14 protein-coding genes are annotated in these 20,598 nt (G+C 67.8%); 8 read left to right on the plus strand and 6 right to left on the minus strand.

The window, feature by feature from the left end; genetic code table 11:
• Window positions 1-188 precede the first annotated feature (188 nt).
• From LCL87_RS02220 to LCL87_RS02230, 3 genes are all read left to right on the plus strand, one after another.
• Entirely contained in the window at window positions 189-1,085 is an 897-nt protein-coding gene (locus tag LCL87_RS02220) for an AurF N-oxygenase family protein (RefSeq protein ID WP_225016202.1), read from the plus strand.
• Window positions 1,082-2,851, plus strand: coding sequence for a DUF4873 domain-containing protein (locus LCL87_RS02225; protein WP_225016204.1), 1,770 nt, complete (start codon window positions 1,082-1,084; stop codon window positions 2,849-2,851). Before LCL87_RS02220 ends, LCL87_RS02225 begins: the two co-directional genes overlap by 4 nt.
• 127 nt (window positions 2,852-2,978) lie before the next feature.
• The gene (locus LCL87_RS02230) at window positions 2,979-3,836 is read left to right on the plus strand and encodes an aldo/keto reductase (RefSeq protein WP_225016206.1); all 858 of its coding nucleotides are present in this window, start codon (window positions 2,979-2,981) and stop codon (window positions 3,834-3,836) included.
• A 122-nt stretch (window positions 3,837-3,958) separates the two neighbouring features.
• On the opposite strand, the gene LCL87_RS02235 is transcribed toward LCL87_RS02230, so the two are convergent.
• Window positions 3,959-4,813, minus strand: coding sequence for an aldo/keto reductase family protein (locus tag LCL87_RS02235; protein ID WP_225016680.1), 855 nt, complete (start codon window positions 4,811-4,813; stop codon window positions 3,959-3,961).
• Between the two features lie 362 nt (window positions 4,814-5,175).
• Here LCL87_RS02235 and LCL87_RS02240 point away from each other — a divergent pair, with 362 nt between their 5' ends.
• Complete coding sequence (locus tag LCL87_RS02240) at window positions 5,176-6,861, plus strand: GAF domain-containing protein (protein ID WP_225016208.1); 1,686 nt, start codon at window positions 5,176-5,178, stop codon at window positions 6,859-6,861.
• Window positions 6,862-7,111: 250 nt separating this feature from the next.
• Here LCL87_RS02240 and LCL87_RS02245 read toward each other — a convergent pair whose 3' ends face one another.
• Together LCL87_RS02245 and LCL87_RS02250 are read right to left on the minus strand one after the other, a co-directional pair.
• Window positions 7,112-8,095 (minus strand): hypothetical protein, encoded by a 984-nt coding sequence (locus LCL87_RS02245; RefSeq protein WP_225016210.1) that lies wholly within the window; start codon window positions 8,093-8,095, stop codon window positions 7,112-7,114.
• A 639-nt stretch (window positions 8,096-8,734) separates the two neighbouring features.
• A complete protein-coding gene (locus LCL87_RS02250; RefSeq protein WP_225016212.1) occupies window positions 8,735-9,373 on the minus strand; it encodes a response regulator transcription factor in 639 nt (212 codons plus the stop codon).
• Between the two features lie 150 nt (window positions 9,374-9,523).
• Here LCL87_RS02250 and LCL87_RS02255 point away from each other — a divergent pair, with 150 nt between their 5' ends.
• Window positions 9,524-9,880 (plus strand): hypothetical protein, encoded by a 357-nt coding sequence (locus tag LCL87_RS02255; RefSeq protein ID WP_225016213.1) that lies wholly within the window; start codon window positions 9,524-9,526, stop codon window positions 9,878-9,880.
• Complete coding sequence (locus tag LCL87_RS02260; RefSeq protein ID WP_225016215.1) at window positions 9,873-10,511, plus strand: Dabb family protein; 639 nt, start codon at window positions 9,873-9,875, stop codon at window positions 10,509-10,511. Before LCL87_RS02255 ends, LCL87_RS02260 begins: the two co-directional genes overlap by 8 nt.
• Window positions 10,512-10,534: 23 nt before the next feature.
• Here the strand turns inward: LCL87_RS02260 and LCL87_RS02265 are convergent, their stop codons facing one another.
• Window positions 10,535-12,868 carry a LuxR C-terminal-related transcriptional regulator gene (locus tag LCL87_RS02265; protein ID WP_225016218.1) on the minus strand — a complete coding sequence of 778 codons (2,334 nt, stop codon included), beginning with the start codon at window positions 12,866-12,868 and terminating at the stop codon, window positions 10,535-10,537.
• Window positions 12,869-13,027: 159 nt separating this feature from the next.
• Here LCL87_RS02265 and htpG point away from each other — a divergent pair, with 159 nt between their 5' ends.
• Entirely contained in the window at window positions 13,028-14,992 is a 1,965-nt protein-coding gene (gene htpG, locus LCL87_RS02270; RefSeq protein WP_225016219.1) for a molecular chaperone HtpG, read from the plus strand.
• Between the two features lie 163 nt (window positions 14,993-15,155).
• Entirely contained in the window at window positions 15,156-16,145 is a 990-nt protein-coding gene (locus LCL87_RS02275) for a rod shape-determining protein (RefSeq protein ID WP_225016221.1), read from the plus strand.
• A gap of 81 nt (window positions 16,146-16,226) precedes the next feature.
• Here LCL87_RS02275 and LCL87_RS02280 read toward each other — a convergent pair whose 3' ends face one another.
• A complete protein-coding gene (locus tag LCL87_RS02280) occupies window positions 16,227-19,103 on the minus strand; it encodes an FtsW/RodA/SpoVE family cell cycle protein (protein ID WP_225016223.1) in 2,877 nt (958 codons plus the stop codon).
• Window positions 19,100-20,314, minus strand: coding sequence for a hypothetical protein (locus LCL87_RS02285; protein ID WP_225016225.1), 1,215 nt, complete (start codon window positions 20,312-20,314; stop codon window positions 19,100-19,102). The genes LCL87_RS02280 and LCL87_RS02285 overlap by 4 nt, the downstream gene beginning before the upstream one ends.
• Window positions 20,315-20,598 lie beyond the last annotated feature (284 nt).

A 20,598-nucleotide genomic window follows, 5' to 3' on the forward strand; every position in this document is an offset into this window, starting at 1 on the left:
GCGCCGACGACACCTACCGGCCGGTTCAAATCTCGTCGATAAGTGTGCCACTGGATCACAGACACCATTGACGTTCGCGCCGGACACGCTTACGTTCGATGTGACACCGGCAACACCACGCCGCGTGGACGCGGCGCTCGTTCCCACCCCCACCGCACCCGGCGGGGGTCCTCCGAGGAGGGACGATCATGACACGCACGGTAGGCGCGCCCGATCGGGAAGCGTTCGCGGACAGACTGCTCCGGGGTTCGGTCAAACGCTCGTACGCCCCGGTCGTCGACATGGACTGGGACGCGCCGCTCGAGGACGGCAAGTACTTCCTCCCGCCGGACGTGCTCTCGCTCTACGGCACCCCGCTGTGGGAGTCGATGACCGAACCGCAGCGGATCGAACTGTCCCGCCAGGAGGCCGCGAACATCCTCAGCGTGGGCATCTGGTTCGAGAACATCCTCAACCAGGCGCTGCTGCGGCACCTGCTGCACAACGACCCGGGCTCCCTGCACACCCGGTACACGCTCACCGAGATGGGCGACGAGTGCCGGCACATGGCGATGTTCGGCCGCACGATCGAGCGGATGGGGGCCAAGCCCTTCCAGTTGCGGTGGTACCAGGCGGCCGCGGTCAACGTGCTGCCCAAGACCTTTCGCGGCACCATGCTGTGGGTTGCCGCGTTGATCGGCGAGGAGATCTTCGACGCCACCCAGCGTCGCGTGGTCGACGATCCGGAATTGCAGCCCCTGATCTCCCGGCTGATGCGGATCCACGTCACGGAAGAGGCCCGCCACATCCAGTTCGCCCGCGCGGGCGTGCGGCGCCGGATCGCCGAGACCCACCGCCTCGAGAAGGTCTGGGTCGGCACCGCGCAAGGACTCGGCGGGGTACTGCTCGAGCGCCTGTTCACGAATCCCGCCATGTACAAGCGGGCCGGCCTCGATCCGCGGGAGGCCCGGCGGCAGGCGCGGGCGAACCCGTGCTTCCGCGAGAACCAGCGTCGCGGCTTCGCCGATCTCGCCGCGTTCCTCGAGGACACCGGGATGATGCGCCGCACGTCGCGCGCGCTGTGGCGCCGAGCCGGGTTCCTGTGACCGTCACCGCCGCCCCGGACGTCGTGGTCGTCGGCACCGGGTTCTCCGGCCTGTGCATGGCGATCCGGCTGCAGGAGGCCGGGTTCGACGACTTCGTCGTCCTGGAGAAGGCGTCGGAGGTGGGCGGTACGTGGCGCGAGAACACGTATCCGGGCTGCGGGTGCGACGTGATGTCGCTGATGTACTCGTTCTCGTTCGCGCCGAACCGGCGGTGGACGCGAATGTATGCGCGCCAGCCCGAGATCCTCGACTACATCCGGCGCATCGTCGACGACTACGGGCTGGCCCCGCACATCCGCTACGACGCCGCGGTGGTGAGCTACGACTTCGACGAGACCGACGACCGGTGGACGCTGCGCACCGCGTCCGGCGCGGTGTACCGGCCACGCGTCGTGGTGGCCGGGCCCGGCCCGCTGCACAAGCCCAGCATTCCGGCCTTCGCCGGCCGGGAGCGGTTCGCGGGCAAGGCCTTCCACTCGGCGGAGTGGGATCACACCGTCGATCTGACCGGCAAGCGTGTCGCGGTGATCGGCACCGGGGCGAGCGCGGTGCAGTTCGTTCCCGAGGTCGCGAAGCAGGCTGCGCACGTGGACGTCTTCCAGCGCACCGCGCACTGGATCCTGCCCAAGATGGACCGCCCCATCACGCCCACCGAGAAGCGCCTGTTCCGCACGGTGCCGGGCGTGCAGAAGGCGTATCGCGGCGCGATCTACTGGAGTCACGAGTCGCTGATCGCCGGCTTCATGCACCCCCGCCTGATGACCGTCCTCGAGCGGGCCGCCCGCGGCCTGCTCCGACGCCAGGTGCCCGATCCGGACCTGCGCGCGACGCTGACGCCGGACTACACGATCGGCTGCAAGCGGATCCTGGTGTCCAGCAACTACTACCCGGCGTTGCAGCGCGACAGCGTGGACCTGGTGACGGCCGAGATCGCCGAGTTCACCGCGTCCGGCATCCGGACCGTCGACGGCGTCGACCACCCTGCGGACGTCGTGGTCTTCGGCACCGGCTTCGACCTCGCGGACCGGTTCGAGAACGAACACATCGCCGGGCGCGGCGGGCTGACCATCCAGGAGGCGTGGCGCGACGGCATGGAGGCGTACCTCGGCGTCGCGGTGAGCGGATTCCCGAACTTCTTCCTGATGATGGGACCCAACTCCGGCGGCGGGAACCAGTCCATCGTGTTCATGATCGAGGCCCAGGCCCGCTACATCGTCGAATGCCTGCGGGCGATGAAGGCACGCGACGCCACCCGCATCGAGGTCCGGGCCGGGACGCAACGCGACTTCAACCGTCGGATACACGAGAAACTCGAAGGCTCGGTGTGGAACTCGGGTGGCTGCGACAGCTGGTACCTCGACCGGTCCGGACGCAACCGCGCGGCGTGGCCGGGTTCGAGCGTGTCGTACTGGCGGCGGATGCGTCACCCCGACCTCGACGCATTCGATCTCGGTTCGCCGTCCGAACGCGACGAGGAGGACTACCGCGGACCGGCCGTGCTCGACGGCGCAGGCCTGTCACTCGACGTCGACGTCCATCTGGCCGGCCACCTGGATCCCATCGACGGGCGCTACCACTGGTACGGGCAGGTCCGCGGCGACGAACGCGTCGCCCACCTGAACCGGCCCGACGCCGGCGTCCCGACGCTGCGGATCGGCGCCGGCCCCGCCGTGGACGCCACGCTCACCGAGCGTGACCCGTGGGGGCACTTCCGCGTCACCGGGGTCGGTACGCCGCCGTTCGCTCTCGACGATCTGGTGGTTTGACGCTCGCCCGCCACCGGGGTCCGGGGGTCCACGGTCGAGCGTGGGTTGTTCGAACGGGACCCCGTGTGCTCCCCAGAGCCGGAACACTGGATCGAGAACAACCGCGTTCTTCGAAGGGAGCACCATCATGCAGACCGTGACCCTCGACAACGGCATCGAGATGCCGATCCTGGGCTTCGGCGTCTTCCAGATCCCGGACGCCGACACCGTGCGCGTCGTCACCGACGCCATCGCCGCCGGCTACCGACTGTTGGACACCGCAGTCAGCTACGGCAACGAAGAAGCGGTCGGCCGTGCAATCGCGGCCTCCGGCGTCGCGCGTGAGGAGCTGTTCGTCACCACGAAGTTGTGGATCCAGGACTCGCGCGACGGCGCCGCCGAGGATGCCACTAAACGATCCTTCGACGCCTCCCTGAACCGTCTCGGCCTGGATTACCTGGATCTGTATCTGATCCACCAGCCCTTCGGCGATTACTACGGGGAATGGCGGGCGATGCAGGACCTGCACCGTCAGGGACTGATCCGGGCGATCGGGGTCGCAAACTTCTACCCCGATCGGCTGGTCGATCTCATCGAGCACAACGAGATCGCTCCTGCGGTCAATCAGATCGAGACACACCCGTTCTTCCAGCGGAGCGATTACCAGCAGCAGATGACCGCGCTCGGTGTGCAGATCCAGTCGTGGGGGCCCTTCGCCGAGGGCCGCAACAACCTGTTCACCGACCCCACCCTGACCGCGATCGCCGACGCCCACGGCAAGTCTGTGGCCCAGGTCGTGCTGCGCTGGCTCACCGAACGCGGCGTCGTCGTGATCCCGAAGTCTGTCCGCCCCGAACGCATGGCGGAGAATTTCGACATCTTCGACTTCGCCCTCAGTGACGAGGACATGGCGCGCATCGCCGAGCTGGATGCGGGCGCCTCGCTGTTCTTCGACCACCGCGACCCCGAGATGGTGCGCTGGCTCAGCAGCCGCAAATACACCTAACCCACGGGCCGCGTCGATATCCGGCAAACGCGATCTCGCGTCCGGCCCTTTGGCGGTGGCGGCGACAGGTACGAGTTCAGGGTACGGTCGCCACCACGGCATGGGAGGTCGTGTGAGGACTACTACTTGCCGCTGTAGACCGGAAAAACGCTGTCCTCGCCGTAGTCTCGGGCGCGCATGCCACGCAGGGTGTCCATGTCCTCGCCGGAAATGACGAAGTCCACCTCGGCGTTGCTGCGCATGTGCTCCGGATTGGCCGTCTTGGGCAGCGACACGGTTCCCAGCTGTACGGTGTAGCGGATACACAGCTGTGGCACCGTCACCGAGTACCGATCGGCCATCGCTGCGACCTCCGGGTTCTTCAGGATCCTGCCATGAGCGATCGGCGAATACGATTCCACGAGAATGGAATTGCTTTCGCAGTAGGCGAGGAGTTCGGTCGGGGTGTTGCCCGCGTGGACCAGCAACTGGTTCACGTGCGGTGCAACGGTACAGACTTCGAGGACGTTCTCGAGATCCTGCTGCTCGAAGTTGGACACCCCGATGGAGCGAAGCTTGCCCGCGTTGAAGGCGTCTTCGAGGGCCCGCCAGGCCTCGCGGTTGCCCTCGGCGTAGTCACCGCCCCGGAAATCGTCCCACGGCTGCGGGCTGTGGATCAGCATCAGATCGATGTAATCGAGCCCCAGGGCGGCAAGCGAACCTTCGATGGCGGCGACCGCCCCGTCGTAGTTCTTGATCTCGGCGGCCAGCTTGGTGGACACGAACAGTTCGTCACGCGCGACGCCGCAGGTGCGGACTCCTTCGCCGACTCCACGCTCGTTGCCGTAGGCCTGCGCGGTGTCGATGTTGCGGTATCCGATCGCGACAGCGTCCTTCACCGCGCGAGCAGCTTTGTCGTCGTCGATGAACCAGGTACCCAAACCCAGCTTGGGGATCTGGACCCCACCCGTCAGTGTGTATGCCTCGTTCAAGATCATGCGGCTCCGCTCCTTCCTATCCTTCGGAGCGCACCATCGAGGCCCGCGCGGTTCCGGGCGCCACGAACGCTCACCCACTTCACGCTACGGCGCGACACCCGTCGGCGGCAGACCCTGTCAGGACCCCTCACGGCCGGCTTCAATCAGATCGAGATCGGAGAGCTGCACATTCGGCTCTACAAAAGGAAGTCCGGCGCCGACCCCCTCCCCCGAGGATCGACGCCGGACAGTCAAAGGCGGGAGCGGGCCACCACGATCCGGCTCCCGTGCACTTCACCCCCTACATCGGGCGCCCACTGCAACGTGTTACACCCGGACACGACCAAATTTTCGGAAGAATTTCGGGCGCCTATGCTGCGTGCATGGTGGAGAGCGGCAACTGGGACCTCGGGGAGTTCGACAACCTGGAGGAGCTCCTCGCCGACATGCGCAGTCGCCTCGTCGAGAGCGTCGCGACACCGGCCCGGCTGCGGGAACTGCTCGAAGCTGTCCTCGTCGTCGGCGCGGGGCTGGAACTCGACTCGATCCTGCAACGCATCGTGCAGGCGGCGACGACGCTGCTCGACGCCCGCTACGGCGCGCTCGGCGTCCGCGATCCGGACGGCGGGCTGTCGGAGTTCGTGTACGAGGGCATCAGCACCGAGCAGCGGGCCCGGATGGGTCACCTCCCGGAGGGCCACGGACTCCTGGGGCTGCTGATGGAGCACCCCCGTCCGGTCCGCGTCTCGCACCTGGGCGCGCACCCGGCGTCGGTCGGCTTCCCACCGAACCATCCGCCGATGGACAGCTTCCTGGGCATGCCGATCATCGTGCGCGGCCAGGTGTTCGGCAGCATCTACCTCACCGAGAAGCGCACCGGACCCGAGTTCACCGACGAGGACGAGACGATCCTCGACGCGCTGGCCACCTCGGCGGGCGTCGCGATCGACAACGCGCACCTGTTCGAGGAATCCCGTACCCGGGAGCGCTGGGTGACCGCACTCCGGTCGGCGAACGCGCGCCTGCTGTCCGGCGGCTCCATCGACGAGGCGCTCGATCTGCTGGTGACCCGCACCCGCGACCTGTGCTCGGCCAGCGGGGCGTACGTCATGGTCGTCGAGCACGACGACGACGCGACCATCGAGGCGGCGTCGTCCGACGGCGGGCCCCGGCCCGGCAGCCACGTCGACCTGTCCGAGACCGACCTGATGTCCGTGGTCCGCGGGCGGCGCCCGGCGCTGCTCGACGAGCACGACCGGATCGGACCGTTCGGCACCGACGAGCCGGTGCGGATCGCCGCGCTACCGCTGTCGACGACGTCGGGCGTCGCCGGAATGCTGGTGGTGACGCGTGCGGGTACCGCGAGTTGGGCCGCCGACGAGATCACCCGGCTCGGATCGATGGCCGATTCGACGGCGCTCGCGGTCGAGTTCGCCGATCAGCAGCAGCGCCGACGCCAGCTCGATGTCCTCGCCGACCGGGACCGCATCGCCCGCGACCTGCACGACAACGTCATCCAGCAGTTGTTCGCGACCGGGATGAGCCTGCAGAGTCTGCTGCTCGACACCAAGTCGCCGCTTCCCGAGGCCACGGCCGGCACCATCGTCCAGTCGGTGTCCCAGCTGGACCGGATGATCCACGAGATCCGCACCACGATCTTCGATCTGCAGACCACCGGCGACCAGGCCGAAACGAGTCTGCGCCGACGGCTGCTCGACGCGATCGGCGACCTGACGACCCGCTCCGAACTGGTGCCGAACGTCCAGTTCACCGGCGCGATCGACACGCTGGTGCCGTCACGGATCCACCCACACGCCGAGGCGGTGCTGCGAGAGGGGCTGAGCAACGCGCTCCGGCACGCCGGCGCCACGACGATCGACGTCGTGATCGACGCGGCCGACCGACTCACCATCCGGATCTGCGACGACGGCGTCGGGGTGCCCGAGACCACGCGGCGCAGCGGCCTGGACAACCTGGCCCGACGCGCCGAGCAGTGCGGTGGCACCTTCACTCTGCTGCCCGGAGTCAGCTGCGGCACCGAACTGACGTGGCGGGTGCCGCTGCGGTAGGCAAATACGTGCCCAACAAGGCAATTCGTCGACCGATGCCTGGTATCGCATCAGGGAGAAAGTCACCCTTCGATGGGCACCGCTACACCATCGGCACTTGCGTCGGATTACACAGGTCCGGGCGGCCGTCAACACCGCTGGCTGCAGCGAGAGAGGCAGTGGATCCGCACCTCTTCAAGACTTCGGCAGCATTCAGTTCGGCTTGGAGTGTGGCGATGAAGCGCATTCGAGCCATCACAACTGTAAGAGATCAGACCATCGGCTTATGACCGTGCTCGATATTCCACAGACGATTTGCGATGTCCTTCTCATGACTGACGGACTGTTTGGCCACACGAACCAACTCAGCGTTCTGCGATGCGGCCGCCGAGACGTGGCCACGCAGAACAGCAGATTGATTGTTCACCGCGCCCGCCAACGAACCAATCTCTTGGGACATACTCCCCAGACTGGCGTTCAAGGAAGAGATCCGACTGGAGATGTTGATGGACATTTGGTTTACTGCCGTACGCAGATCACTGAAGCCTGCTGCCATAATTCGGTTTCCGTGCCAGTTTTCGTAGATACTTGCGAATTCAATGTCGCCCAGAGCTCGGCGCGTGTTCTTGGCAAGGGTGTCGTAGATCTTCTTGTAGGCATCCATCGCGTCGACCGATACTGACGAGACCACGAACGGCGGAACTGGCCGGTCATATGCACTGGCAGCACTCTGGTACTGCCGAGCCAACGAGTGGATTAGCTCCACGTCCTTTTCGAAATCAGTCAACTTCACAGCACAGCCTTCGACTGAAGCCCAGAATGGGTTGTAGACACGCTCTTCCCAATCGACCTCAGCCTGACCCAGAAGGTTCGCGGCTTCCTCCAGGTGGACCGGAAGGCGATCAAGAGCTTGCGATGCACTCTGATTCGACCGCGTTACGGTCGCGAGGAGGTCCTCTTGACTCTTCGCATAATCCTCAGCAGCTCGCCGCTGTCGATCTTCTTCGCGTTCCCTCTCGGCGGCTTCACTCGCTGCCCGCGCCTCTGACTTCCTGAACTGTGATGCAGCGATGCTAAATGCAATCCCGCCGGCCAGCATGAAAACTGATAGGAAGAACCAGTTCGCTCCAGTCATTACGAGCCACTTGTCGGTGAACAAATAGCCCACAGCGCTAACGAACATCATCACGAAACTTGCCGCCGCGCCAAAGTACGCCAAACCGGCGAACCGTGCCAACACCGTCGAGTTCTCCATGGCACTCCCTGTCCGTACGCATCCGGGCGGTTAACCACGCCCTGGCGGAATGGTTCGCGCGCCACACTAGCATCGAGCACCCCACTCGAATGGCTCAATGATGTCATTCAAACAGCCGATACCCGACAGCATCCAAGCACCTGAAATGTTAGCTATTTTAAGCAGTTCGACGTCAGCCACTCCTGCTAGCGCTCACGCTCCGTGAGTACCTGTCTGACGTCCTCCGAATCACACTCAATCTGAGGCTTGCGGGTTTGAAGCTCGGCTGTGAACTAAGGTTCGGTCATCACAGCAGTAAGGGGGCGGTGCGCGGGTAGGGTCCCGATCCCTGCCGCACCGGTCGAGATCCTCGACCAGGAGGACATCAAACCGCTCGGAATACCGCAGAGCACCTAGCGGTCGCGATCGAAGTTCCACCACGCAGCATCAACGAGGTCGTGCACGGTAAGCGCCGCATCTCCACGTGGTGCCCCACGACTGGCGCAGCACTTCTTGATCAGCGAACGGTTATGGATGAGCCTGCACGACCGCCGCGACATCGAAGTCGCGCGAATTGCGTCTCAGCTGACGCCATCGTCCCGGCCCTGTCGGCTTACGCGGAGCGCCCAGCTTTAGCGGCCCCACATCGTTGCTCCGCGCCTAGCTCCGCCGGTTGTTCCGCAGCTCCGTAGCGAGGACCGCGGCCTGGGTGCGTCGCTGCATGCCGAGCTTGGCGAGTAGGCGCGAGACGTAGTTCTTGATCGTCTTCTCGGCGAGGAACAGCCGCTCGGCGATCTCGCGGTTGGTCAGGCCCTGGCCGATGAGGTCGAAGACAGCCCGCTCCTGATCGGACAGTTCGGCGAGCGGGTCGGCGGTGCGCTCGGAGCGCATGCGCTGCATCAGCGCGGCGGTGGCGCGGCTGTCGAGCAGCGATCCGCCGGCGCCGACGGTCCGCACGGCCGAGATCAGGTCGGTGCCGAGGATCTGCTTGAGCACGAACCCGGATGCGCCGGCCATGACGGCGTCGAACAACGCCTCGTCGTCGGCGAACGACGTGAGCATGAGGCAGCGCAGGTCGGGGAGCACGGTGCGCAGGTCACGGCACAGTTCGACGCCGTTGCCGTCGGGCAGTCGGACGTCGAGGACAGCCACGTCGGCGCCGCTGGACGGGATCCGGGCCATCGCCTCGCCGACCGACGCGGCCTCGCCGACCACGGTGAGGTCGGGCGCGCTGCCGAGTAGATCCACCAGTCCGCGCCGCACGATCTCGTGATCGTCGACGAGAAAGACCCGAGTCATCGGTGTCACCTCCATGTCCGTTCTGGAAACGCTACCGCGCCGCGGTCCCTTTCCGGGCGTCGGACCTCCCGCTGCATGGAATCGGCCGTGGCGATGTCTCACACGCCACACCTAGCGTCGGCGTCGAGTTGCTGTGGTGAGAGGAGCCCGATGACGCACACGGCGGAGGCCACCGTCTACATCGTCGACGAGATGGTGGTCCGGCCCGGCCGGGCCCGCGCCTTTCTCTCTGCCTATCTCGAGCGGTACGCACCGGGCGCGGAGAGCCGCGGCCTCACGCTCGAACGCGCCCTCGTCAGTCCGCCGGTGTGGCTCGACGACCAGTCGAACACCGTGACCGTCACGTGGACGGTCCCGGGAGCGGACGCATGGTGGCAGCAGCGATGGGCCGCCGGTCGCGACCCGGACGTCGCGCGGTGGTGGGCCGACGCCGACGACTGGCTGATCAGCCGCACCCGCAGCACGTCCTGCGCGGTCGAGGATCTCGCGGCGGTGGCCGGTGTTTGAGGTCACCAAGCTGATCCGGTTCGGCGACGGCATCGACGAATCTGAAAGAGAGACAGTGCTTTCGGGCCTCGCGTCCGACGTCGCGCCGCACGCGCACAGCGTCCTGATCCGGCCCACGCTACCGGGCGGCATCGCCGCCGGTGACGCCATCGCACGGTTCCGGTTCGACGTCGAATCCGATTGGCGCGCAGCACAGAACGACGTCGAACGACGGCTGTGGACGGCGGCGGTGGAGCACGTGGATTCGGTCACCCACACCGGGACGGCCCGGCCCGCGAAGCACGACGCACGGCCGACCGTATACCGGACGCTGCTGGTCGCGGTCGATCCGTCGACGGACCCGGAGTTGTTGCGGCAGTTCGAAATCGAGACCGCCGCCATGCCGGACTACATCAGCTCGATCGGTGCGTCGCAGCTCAGCCGCGTGCACGACGCGTCGGGCTCGGCCCGGTGGACGCACGTGTGGGAGCAGGAGTACGCGAGCCTCGACGGACTGACCGGCCCGTACATGGCGCACCCCTACCACTGGGCGCACGTCGACCGGTGGTTCGACTCCGAGACCGGACAACGCGTCGTGACCGCGCTGTGCCACAGCTTCTGCCGGATCGAGGAGCCGATCCTGCTCCCCTGACACGGGTACCCGAACACGACCGATCAGCGGGCTCCCCCTCGCTGCGCGACCATCCACGCCGCCACCTGTGTGCGGGACGTGAACCCGAGTTTGGCGAGGATGTGGTCGACGTGGCCCTCCACGGTTCGCGGGGCGATCACGAGCCGCTCGGCGATCGCCCGGTTGGTCATGCCCTCCGCGACGAGTTCGGCCACCTGCATCTCGCGGCGGGTCAGGCTGTGCGCGCTGTCGGTGGCCGACTCCGGGACGCCCAGTGGCTGTTCCCCGAGCGCATACGCGATGACCTCCTCGGTGTTCATGTCCACGCCGCGCTGCCGGGCCGCGTCGAAGGCGCCGTCGCCGAGCGCCTCGCGGGCCCGGCGGACGCACTGCTCGTGGTAGGCCACCAACGGCTGGAACGTCTCGATGGGACTGCCCGTCGCGGTGAACAGCACCTCGGCGGCGCCGAGGAACACCGCTGCCCGTTCCGGATCCTCCTCGACCGCGGTCCAGGCGAGCTGTTCGAAACACCAGGCCCCGCCGAACTGATTGTCCAGTGCCCGCAGAAGGGGAAGCGCCCCCTCGAGCATCGCCACACCACGCTCGTGATCCCCGTGCCGCCAGATCGCCGACCCGTAGTCGGACATGATCATCGCGCGCCACATGATCTCGCCGTGGGCTTCCGTGAGCGCGAGCGCCTCGTCGTAATGCGCGGACGCATTCGCGGGATCCCCCAGGATGTCGATCACATAACCCTGCCAGTAGAGCGCCGGCACGAGGTCGTAGAGATCGTCGCCGGCGCGGAACTCCGCGATGGCCCGCCCCAGTCCCGCCTGCGCCGGTTCCAGGTCGCCCCGAGTGACTGCGGCATAGGCCACTGCCGCCTCCGCCCGCGCAACCGAAACCTCGTCTGGTGATTCCTCCGCCAGGCGACGCGCCCTGTCCGCCAACACTGTTGCCGCGACGATGTCCTGCTGCAGCGCAGCGAGCATGCTGTTCACGCACAGCGCCTCGATCCGATCGTCGATCGGCCCATCTTCGCTGTCCAGCGACCGACCCAACCAGTAGCGGCCCTCGTTGAACCTGCCCCGCACGATCCACGCCGGGTACAGCGCGGCCGTGATCCGCAGCGCCGCAGCCGAATCGGCCTCCGCCAGAGCGAACTCGATCGCCTCGCGGAGATTCGACTGCTCGACGTCCACAGCAGCGGCCCACTGGACCTGCCGGGGACCGATCCAGTCGGCCTTGGCGCGCAGGACGAGTCGCTCGAACCAGTCCAGATGCCGACGCCGCACGATGTCCGTCCAGCCGAAGGCGTCCAACTTCTCCTGTCCGTACTCACGGATGGTGTCGAGCATCCGGTATCGGGCGGGCACCCCGGCCGCGCCGGCCTCGTCGCGCCCCAGTATCGACTTGTCCACCAGCGCGGTCACGACGTCGAGGACGTCCACCGGTCCGGCGTCGTCGTGCAGCACGCTCTCGGCCGTCTCGAGATCGAAGCCGCCCGCGAACACCGACAGGCAGGCCCACAGCCGCCGTTCCGGATCCGTGCACAGGTCGTAGCTCCAATCGATACTCATCCGCAGGGTCTGCTGCCGGCCCGGACTGGTGCGCCCGCCGAGCGTCAGCAACCGGAAACGGTCACTCAGCCGGTCCCGGATCTGCTCCACGGACAGCGCGCGCAGGCGGGCGGCCGCCAACTCGATCGGCAGCGGCAACCCCTCGAGCCGCGCACAGATCTCCTCGACCACCGACCGGTTCTCGTCGGTGACGCGGAAATCGGGTACTGCGGCGCGCGCCCGCTCCTCGAACAGGAGGACCGCATCGGACATCTGCTCGTCCGAACCGGACCCCGCCGAATCCCCCGCCACCGTCAGCGGCGGCACCCGCACGACGGCCTCACCGCCGATACCGAGCGGCTCCCGACTCGTCGCCAGCATCGACAACCCCGGGCACGCGCGGAGCAGCGTGTCTGAGAAGTTCGCGACGGCGTCGACGAGGTGCTCGCAGTTGTCGAGGATCAGCAGTGCGCGGCCGTCCGCGAGGTGCTCGACGAGCACGGCCTCCGGGGGACGTGCCGACCAGTCCTGCAGACCGAGGACGTCCGTCACCGTCTGCCACAGCAGGTCGGGGTCGCGCAGGTCCCCCAACTCGACGAACCAGGTGCCGCCGGTGAACACCTTCCGCGATTCGCGGCCCACCCGGAGCGCGAGCCGGGTCTTGCCCACACCACCGGGGCCGGTGAGCGTCACCAGACGCGACTCGGACAGCAGCCGCCGGGTCTCGGCCACCTCGCTCTGCCGTCCCACGAAGCTGTCCAGCTCCTCGGGAAGACTCGACCTGCCGATCCCCGCGTCGGTCCGCACAGCACCGCGCACGATTCCAAGATACGTCGCACGGCGCCGTCGGAAAGCCACTCCGACCAGCGGGCGAGCGTAACGTTCGCGTCACGCGAACAACCGGCTCGTGCGGGCGTGGGCGGGCCGCTCAGCCGCTACCATCTGCGTCGAACGTTCTGCTGTCGAAGGGGACCACGAATGACCACGGGTATCGAACAGCGCGAGTTCCAGACGGAGACTCGCCAGATTCTGGATCTGATGATCCACTCGGTGTACTCCAACAAGGACACCTTCCTCCGCGAGCTCGTCTCGAATGCGTCCGACGCGCTCGACAAGCTCAAGCTGGAGGCCTACCGCGACAAGGATCTCGAGGCGGACACCTCGGATCTGCACATCGAGCTCGAGGTGGACGCCGACGCCCGCACGCTGACGGTGCGCGACAACGGTATCGGCATGTCCCGCGACGAGGTGATCGACCTGATCGGCACCCTCGCCAAGTCGGGCACCGCCGAGCTGCGCCGCAAGCTGCGTGAGGCGAAGGACGCGGCGGCCTCCGAAGAGTTGATCGGCCAGTTCGGCATCGGCTTCTACTCGACGTTCATGGTCGCCGACAAGGTCACGCTGCTCACCCGTAAGGCCGGCGAGAAGCACGGGACGCGGTGGGAGTCCAGCGGCGACGCCACCTACACGATCGAGACCGTCGACGACGCGCCGCAGGGCACGTCGGTGACGCTGCACCTCAAGCCCGAGGACGTAGAGGACCATCTGTACGACTACGCGTCCGAGCGCAAGCTCCGCGAGATCGTCAAGCGCTACTCGGATTTCATCGCGTACCCGGTCCGGATGCAGGTCGAGCGGCCGGCCCCGAAGACCGACGACGAGTCCGACGAGTCCGACGAGAACACTGCCGCCGAGACGGTGACCGAGACCGAGACCCTCAACTCGATGAAGGCACTGTGGGCCCGGCCGCGCAGCGAGGTCTCCGACGAGGAGTACAACGAGTTCTACAAGCACGTCAGCCACTCGTGGGACGACCCGCTCGAGGTCATCCCGATGAAGGCCGAGGGCACCTTCGAGTACCAGGCGTTGCTGTTCATTCCGACGCACGCGCCGTTCGACCTGTTCTCCCGCGAGCACCGTGCCGGCATCCACCTGTACGTCAAGCGGGTGTTCATCATGGACGACTGCCAGGAACTCATGCCCGAGTACCTGCGCTTCGTCACCGGTGTCGTGGACGCGCAGGACCTGTCGCTCAACGTCTCTCGCGAAATCCTGCAGCAGGATCGGCAGATCCGGGCGATTCGGCGCCGGCTCACCAAGAAGGTCCTCACCACGATCAAGGACATGCTCTCGTCCGAGGACGAGGCGGCCCGGGAGAAGTACCGCACCGTGTGGTCGCAGTTCGGCCGGGTCCTCAAGGAGGGTCTGCTCTCGGACTTCGACAACCGCGACACCCTGCTGGAGATCTCGTCGTTCCCGTCGACGCACAGCGAGGACGAACAGACCACCTTGGCGCAGTACGTCGAGCGGATGAAGGACGGCCAGGAGCAGATCTACTACCTCACCGGCGAGTCCCGCCAGCAGCTCGAGGCGTCGCCGCACATGGAGGCGTTCCGCGCCCGCGGCCTCGAGGTGCTGCTGCTGACCGACCCGGTCGACGAGATGTGGGTGACGTCGGTCCCCGAGTTCGACGGCAAGCCGCTGCAGTCGATCGCGAAGGGCGAGGTGGACCTCGACACCGAGGAGGAGAAGAAGGACGCCGAGGCCAAGCGCGAGGAGCAGGACAAGCAGTTCGCCGACGTCCTCGGCTGGCTCACCTCGACCCTCGAGGATCAGGTCAAGCAGGTGCGCCTGTCGACCCGCCTGACCGACTCCCCCGCCTGCATCGTCGGCGACGAGTTCGGCATGACACCGTCGCTCGAGCGGATGTACCGGGCGTCGGGCCAGGAGGTCCCGCACTTCAAGCGGATCCTCGAACTCAACCCGACGCACCCGCTGGTCGAGGGTCTGCGCGCCGCGCACGCCGAGCGCGGCGACGATCCGAGTCTCGCCGAGACCGCCGAATTGCTCTACGGCACCGCGCTTCTCGCTGAAGGTGGCGAGCTGGAAGACCCGGCACACTTCGCGAAAATGCTCGCGAATCGCCTGGCACGGACCATCTAGACACGCTCACATGTTCGACGCAGCGCCCGCGGGAGTCAGCTTCCGCGGGCGCTGTCGCGTACGACGCCAATCGCTCCGAGCGCTGCCTCGGAAACCGGCCATGAACCTCCACGGTGTGCGTAGCATCTAACCCATCTCGTTCGATTCCCTTCGGGAGGCCGACGTGCGTGGACTTGGCATCGATCTCGGAACTACCAATACTGTCGTCGGAACCCTCGACGGCGGAATCGTCCTGAACGAACCGTCTTTCATGCTGGTGCGGAACAAAGATCCGCACAGAGCTCTCGCGATCGGCCAGGATGCGCGCAATCTCGTCGGCCGCACCCCGGCCGGCATCACACAGGTTCGGCCCATGCGCGACGGCGTGATCGTGGACCTGGAATCGGCCCGGGCATTCGTCACGGCCGTCATCGAGCAGGTCGCCCCGAACCGCCGATACGGTCGGCGGCAGACGGCCGTCTTCTCGGCTCCCGCCGGGGCCACCCCGCTCGAACGCCGGGCGCTGCTCGAGGTCGGGCACGAGGCCGGCCTGCGCAAGGTCGGTCTGATCCCGGAACCGGTGGCGGGCGCTCTCGGATGCGGGGTCAACCCGCTCGAACCCCGCGCCCACCTCATCGTGAGCGTCGGTGGCGGCGTCTCGGAGGTCACCGCCATCAGCTTCGGCGGCGTGATCTCGCACCGCAGTTGCCAACTCGCGGGCGAGGAACTGACCGAGGCGCTGCACCACTACCTGCGCGAGGAGCACCAGATCATCGTCGGTGAGCTCACCGCGGAGCGCGCGAAGATGGGCGCCCCCGACACCGCCGACGACCAGTCACTCGTGGTGGAGGGACTGGACGCCGTCACGGGCCGTGCCCGGCTGATCTCCCTCGACATCGAGGAGATCGTGGAGGCATTGCGGCCGACCACGACCGGCATCGTGCAGACGCTCACCGCCTGCCTGGAAGACCTTCCGCCGCAGGCGATCAGCGACGTGATGTCCGAGGGTGTCCTGATGATCGGGGGCGGCGCGATGCTCCGCGGGCTGTCCCAGCTGTTCGAAGAGTCGTTCGGCCTCCCGGTGAAGACCGCCGAGCGCCCGCTCACGTGCGTCGCCGAGGGCGCCACCGCCTGCCTGGATCACCCGGAGGTCGTCGCCGCATACAGCGGCTGATCTCGGTTCCCCTTGATCCCCCGCAGCATCCGATCTGCTGCGGGGGATCATCTGTGTTCCGGGATCATCGGCGACAGCTGATCACCGACCGGGCTCCGGAGCCGGCGCGGGAGCAGGCAGGGGACCCGGCCGCTCCGCGAGGTAGCGCTCGAGGATGGCCTTGACCACGGGACCGGATGTCGCCGAACCGAATCCACCGCCGCGAACCAGCGCTGTCACAACGATTTCGGGGGACTCGAAGGGCACTACGGCGGAGAACCAGGCGTTGAGGCCGCCCGGCGCCGACGGATCCTCCGCCGTGCCGGTCTTGGCGCCGGCGGTCACCGGCAGGGTGGCGAGCTGACCGGCGGTGCCGGCGGAGGCCGACGCCCGCATCCCGGCACGGACGGGACCGAGCTTGTCGGCGAACGGAAGCCGCTGCGGCTCCCCCGTCGGAATCGGGGCGCCGTCGCCGGTCGCGTCGGCCGCGGCGATCTGAGGGGTGACGAGCGCGCCGGTGGCGATGCCGGACGTCCACCGCGCCACCTGGATCGGGGTTGCGATCACGGTGCCCTGCCCGATGCCCATCAACAGCGTCGAGCCGGGATACCAGGTGCCACCGATGTCGCCGACGTTCTCCGGGGTGCCGAGGAAGCCCGCGGACTCGCCGGGCAGATCGATCCCGGATCGGCTGCCGACGCCGAGCTCGGAGGCGGTCCTCGCCATCCGCTCGGGGCCGAGCAGTTCACCGAGCTTGTAGAAGTACACGTTGTCCGACCACTGGATCGCGCCCAACAGTTTGTTGGGCCCCATCGGTTGCCAGTTCGCGAACGTGTGCCCGCCGTAGCTGTAGGCGGCGCCGGTCTCGATCACCTGCTCCGGGTCCAGGACCTGATCCTCCTGGTTCGCCGACGCCACGACGATCTTGAATGTGGAGCCGGGCGGCGCGGCGGTCTGGTAGGCGTGGTTGAGCATCTTGCCGGGCCCGGCCCCCTCGGTCTGCGCGGCCAGCGCAACGGCGTCGACGGGGGGACCGTAGACGTTGTTGTCGTACCCGGGCACGCTGGCGAGCGCGAGCACCCCACCGGTGCGCGCGTCCATCACCACCGCCGCGCCGAGGTCACCTCCGCTGCTGCGGACCGCCTGGGCCAGCGCGTCCGTCGCCAGCGTCTGCAGACCGATGTCCAGGTGCAGCCGCAGGTCGTGACCCGGCACCGGGTCGACGCGCTCGGCGGGTCCGACGAGGTTGCCGGCGGGATCGACGTAGACGCACTGCCTGCCGTCGGTGCCGCGGAGCAGCGCGTCGTACTGCTTCTCGAGACCCGCCCGGCCCACCCGCGACCCCAGGGCGAGCTGCGGCCAGCGCTCCATGTCCTGCGGATCACCGACGCCGACGTAGCCGAGGACGGAGGCGAGCGTGGCACCGTACGGGTAGTGCCGCTTTCCGGACGGCACGACGAGCACCCCGGGCAGCTTCGCGTCGATGATCCGACGCGCCTGCTCGGGGGGAACCCGGCCGACGACGGCCTGCATCTCCCCGTCGCCGCTGTCCCCCAGGGTCTTCGCCAGCTCGGCGTCCGGTTCACCGAGCAGCCCGGCCAGCATGATGCGCTCCCCGGTGTCGTCCTCGTCGAACATTCGGCTGACCACCGAGATGGAGTACTCCGGCACGTTGGTCGCCAGCGGCACGCCGTTCCGGTCGAGGATCTCGCCGCGTTCGGCGGGCAGTCGGATGCACCGGGTCATCTGGGTATCGCTCAGCGCGCGCAGCTCCGGACCGCGGCCGCTCTGCAGTTGCCACGCGAACACCGACATCGCCACCAGCAGCGCGGTGACGGCGAGCGAGCCCGCCGTGACACCCCGCGGCCGCCCGCGCCGCGTCGACGGCTGCGCCCACAGCGGCCGCCCGACACCGTCGCGGCGCACAGCGAGCACGAGCCCGATGGCGACGAATCCGACGACCGCGACGGTACCGCCGTAGCTGAACATCGGGAGCGGCATTCCGGTCTGGGGCAGCACCGACAGGCTCGCCCCGATCGACAGCACGGCGTGGATCCCGAACAGCCCGCCGATACCCGCGGCCACGAGCGCGGCTTCCCGGGTCCGGGCGCGGCGCGCGGCGAGCGCGGCCCGCCACGTGATCACCAGGCTGGCCGCGATGACGGCGATACCGGCGAACAGTCCCCACCCGTACACGACGCTCGCGAACGCGAGGTCGTGCTCGGCCTCGGGAAGGTATGCCGCCCTGAGGTCGTAGATGGGGTCTCGCGCCAGGCCCCACAGACCGCCGCTGCCGATCGCGATGTCGGCCTGCATCGACGCCCAGCCCGAACCGCTCGGATCGGCATCGCTCGAGATGAACGTCTGGATCCGTTCGAGTTGGTACGGGCGGAGGAAGAGCACGGCGATGGGCAGCGCGGCGATCCCCAGTGCGAACAGCGGCATCAGCGGCGCCGCCGGCACCCGGGCCAGGACCAGCATCAACAGCGCGATCGCGACGAGCACCACGGCACTCGACAGGTCGGGCTGCAGCGCGACGAGCGCGACGACGCCGCCCGCGATCGCCAACGCCGCCGTCAACCGACCGAACGTGTAGCCGCCGGCCAGGATGGTCGCCGACACCATGACCAGACCGAGCTTGGCGATCTCCGACGGCTGCACGGTGAACAGGCCGAAGTCCAGCCACCGCTGCGCGCCCTTGACCGCGACGCCGACGAGCGGCACGGCCGCCAGCATCACGACCGAGACCCCGAGCGTCACCCACCCGAACCGGGCCAGATTGTTCACCCGCATGCGCGAGACGACCCACATCAACCCGAGTCCGATCACGGTGAAGAACGCATGGCGGATCGCCTGCGACGTGAAGCCGATCGATACCAGATTGAGCAGACCGAGGACCGCGAGAACGATCGCCGCCCCGACGATCCAGGGGTCGGACTCCCGATCGTGTCCCCGAACCCGGCCGCCGTCGCCACTCATCGGCAGACCGCGTTCTCGGCGGGCACGTACAGCGGCGCCGACGCGGCGACCGCCGGGGCGCTCGTGATCGCCGCGACGGCGAGTGCGGGACTGTTCGGCAGCGTGGTCCGGCTCAGGCCGTACACACCGTCCCGCCCCTGCTCGGCCGGGATGGTGACGTCACCGCCCTCGCGCACCTCCCCGGTGCAGCGGTCGTAGACGTTCAGCTTCCAGGTGACCGCACCGGCCGCCGACGGGTCGAGGCGGACATCCACCCGTACCGCGCACGGCTTGCCGGGGCTGCACGAACCGTCGGCGAAACTTGCTGTGACCCCGGTGATCTGGCCCGCGGAGGCGGGGGCACCGGTATCGACCGGCGCCGGTGCGACGCCGCCCGCGGCGGCCGGGTCCTCGGGTGCGGGCGGCGGCGGCGACACCGGCTCGATGCGGTTCTGCGCGGACGAGGTGTTCACCGGATGGACCAAGGCATCCCAGCCCCGGCTCAACTGATCCCAGGCGCGTGGAGCCGCCACCGCCGATCCGGCGAGAACGACGAGGGCGAGTACGGCGTACAGGCCCTGACGTCGGGACGGGCGGCGCCGACGACTGTGCCAGGGGCTCCGCACCGGCGGATACCAACCGGTGCTCGTCACGAGCGATCCGGCCGGCACGGACGGACCGTTCCGTACCTCGGACCGATCGCGTTGCTCCTCCACGGCCTGGTCGCCCGGTGCGGGCCGGACGGTCGTCGCCCTGACGAGGTCACCGATCCGGCGTCGTCGTCGGGCCTCGCCGACGGGGTCGAGCTCGGGATCGATCACCCGACGAACCCGACGAATCAGCTCTTCCGGATCCGTTGCGCCGGAGACTGATTCACGCAGAAGATCACCGAAGCCCGAACCGCGACAGTTGGTCGCGACACTCCGGATCAGGCCGACGAGCCCGTCGTCCGGCTCGATACGGGAGGCGACACCGTCGATCGTGAGCCGCCCGCCGTCGGACACCGTGACGGCGTCGCCCCGCAGCGTCACCGGTCTGCCCCGGCGTGTACCTGCGAGTTCGACCTGGTCGACGAGGTCCGCGACCAGTTGTGCGGCCTGCGGCGGCGTCAGGCGGACGACCGCGAGCAGCGACGGTAGTGCGACGCCGGCACGGGTGACGTCGACGCCTGGGGCGGCGTCACCGCCACCCGAGTCGTCGTCGATCGGTTCGGACGATTCCGGTCGAGTCACGGCGGGCTTGCTCCCGTTCGCGTGGACTCCCAAGGCTGCTTCGTTCATCGCACACCCCGAAACGATCTGCCACCCGCAGACGGCAACCAGACCGGAGCGGGTAGGCGGTGGACTGGGCTCTGCCGTACTGACTCCTGTCGAAATCCCTTGCGCCTGTTCGAATCTATTTAACTCCGATCCGGTCTGTCCAGGGGAGGAATCGAGAAGGCGATGAGACCCGAACGCCCGTTCGGCAACATTCCCGGTTTGCCTGATTCGATCGCACCCCCGGACGTTTCGTAACG

The organism is Prescottella equi, from assembly GCF_020171745.1.
GTDB lineage: Bacteria > Actinomycetota > Actinomycetes > Mycobacteriales > Mycobacteriaceae > Prescottella > Prescottella equi_A.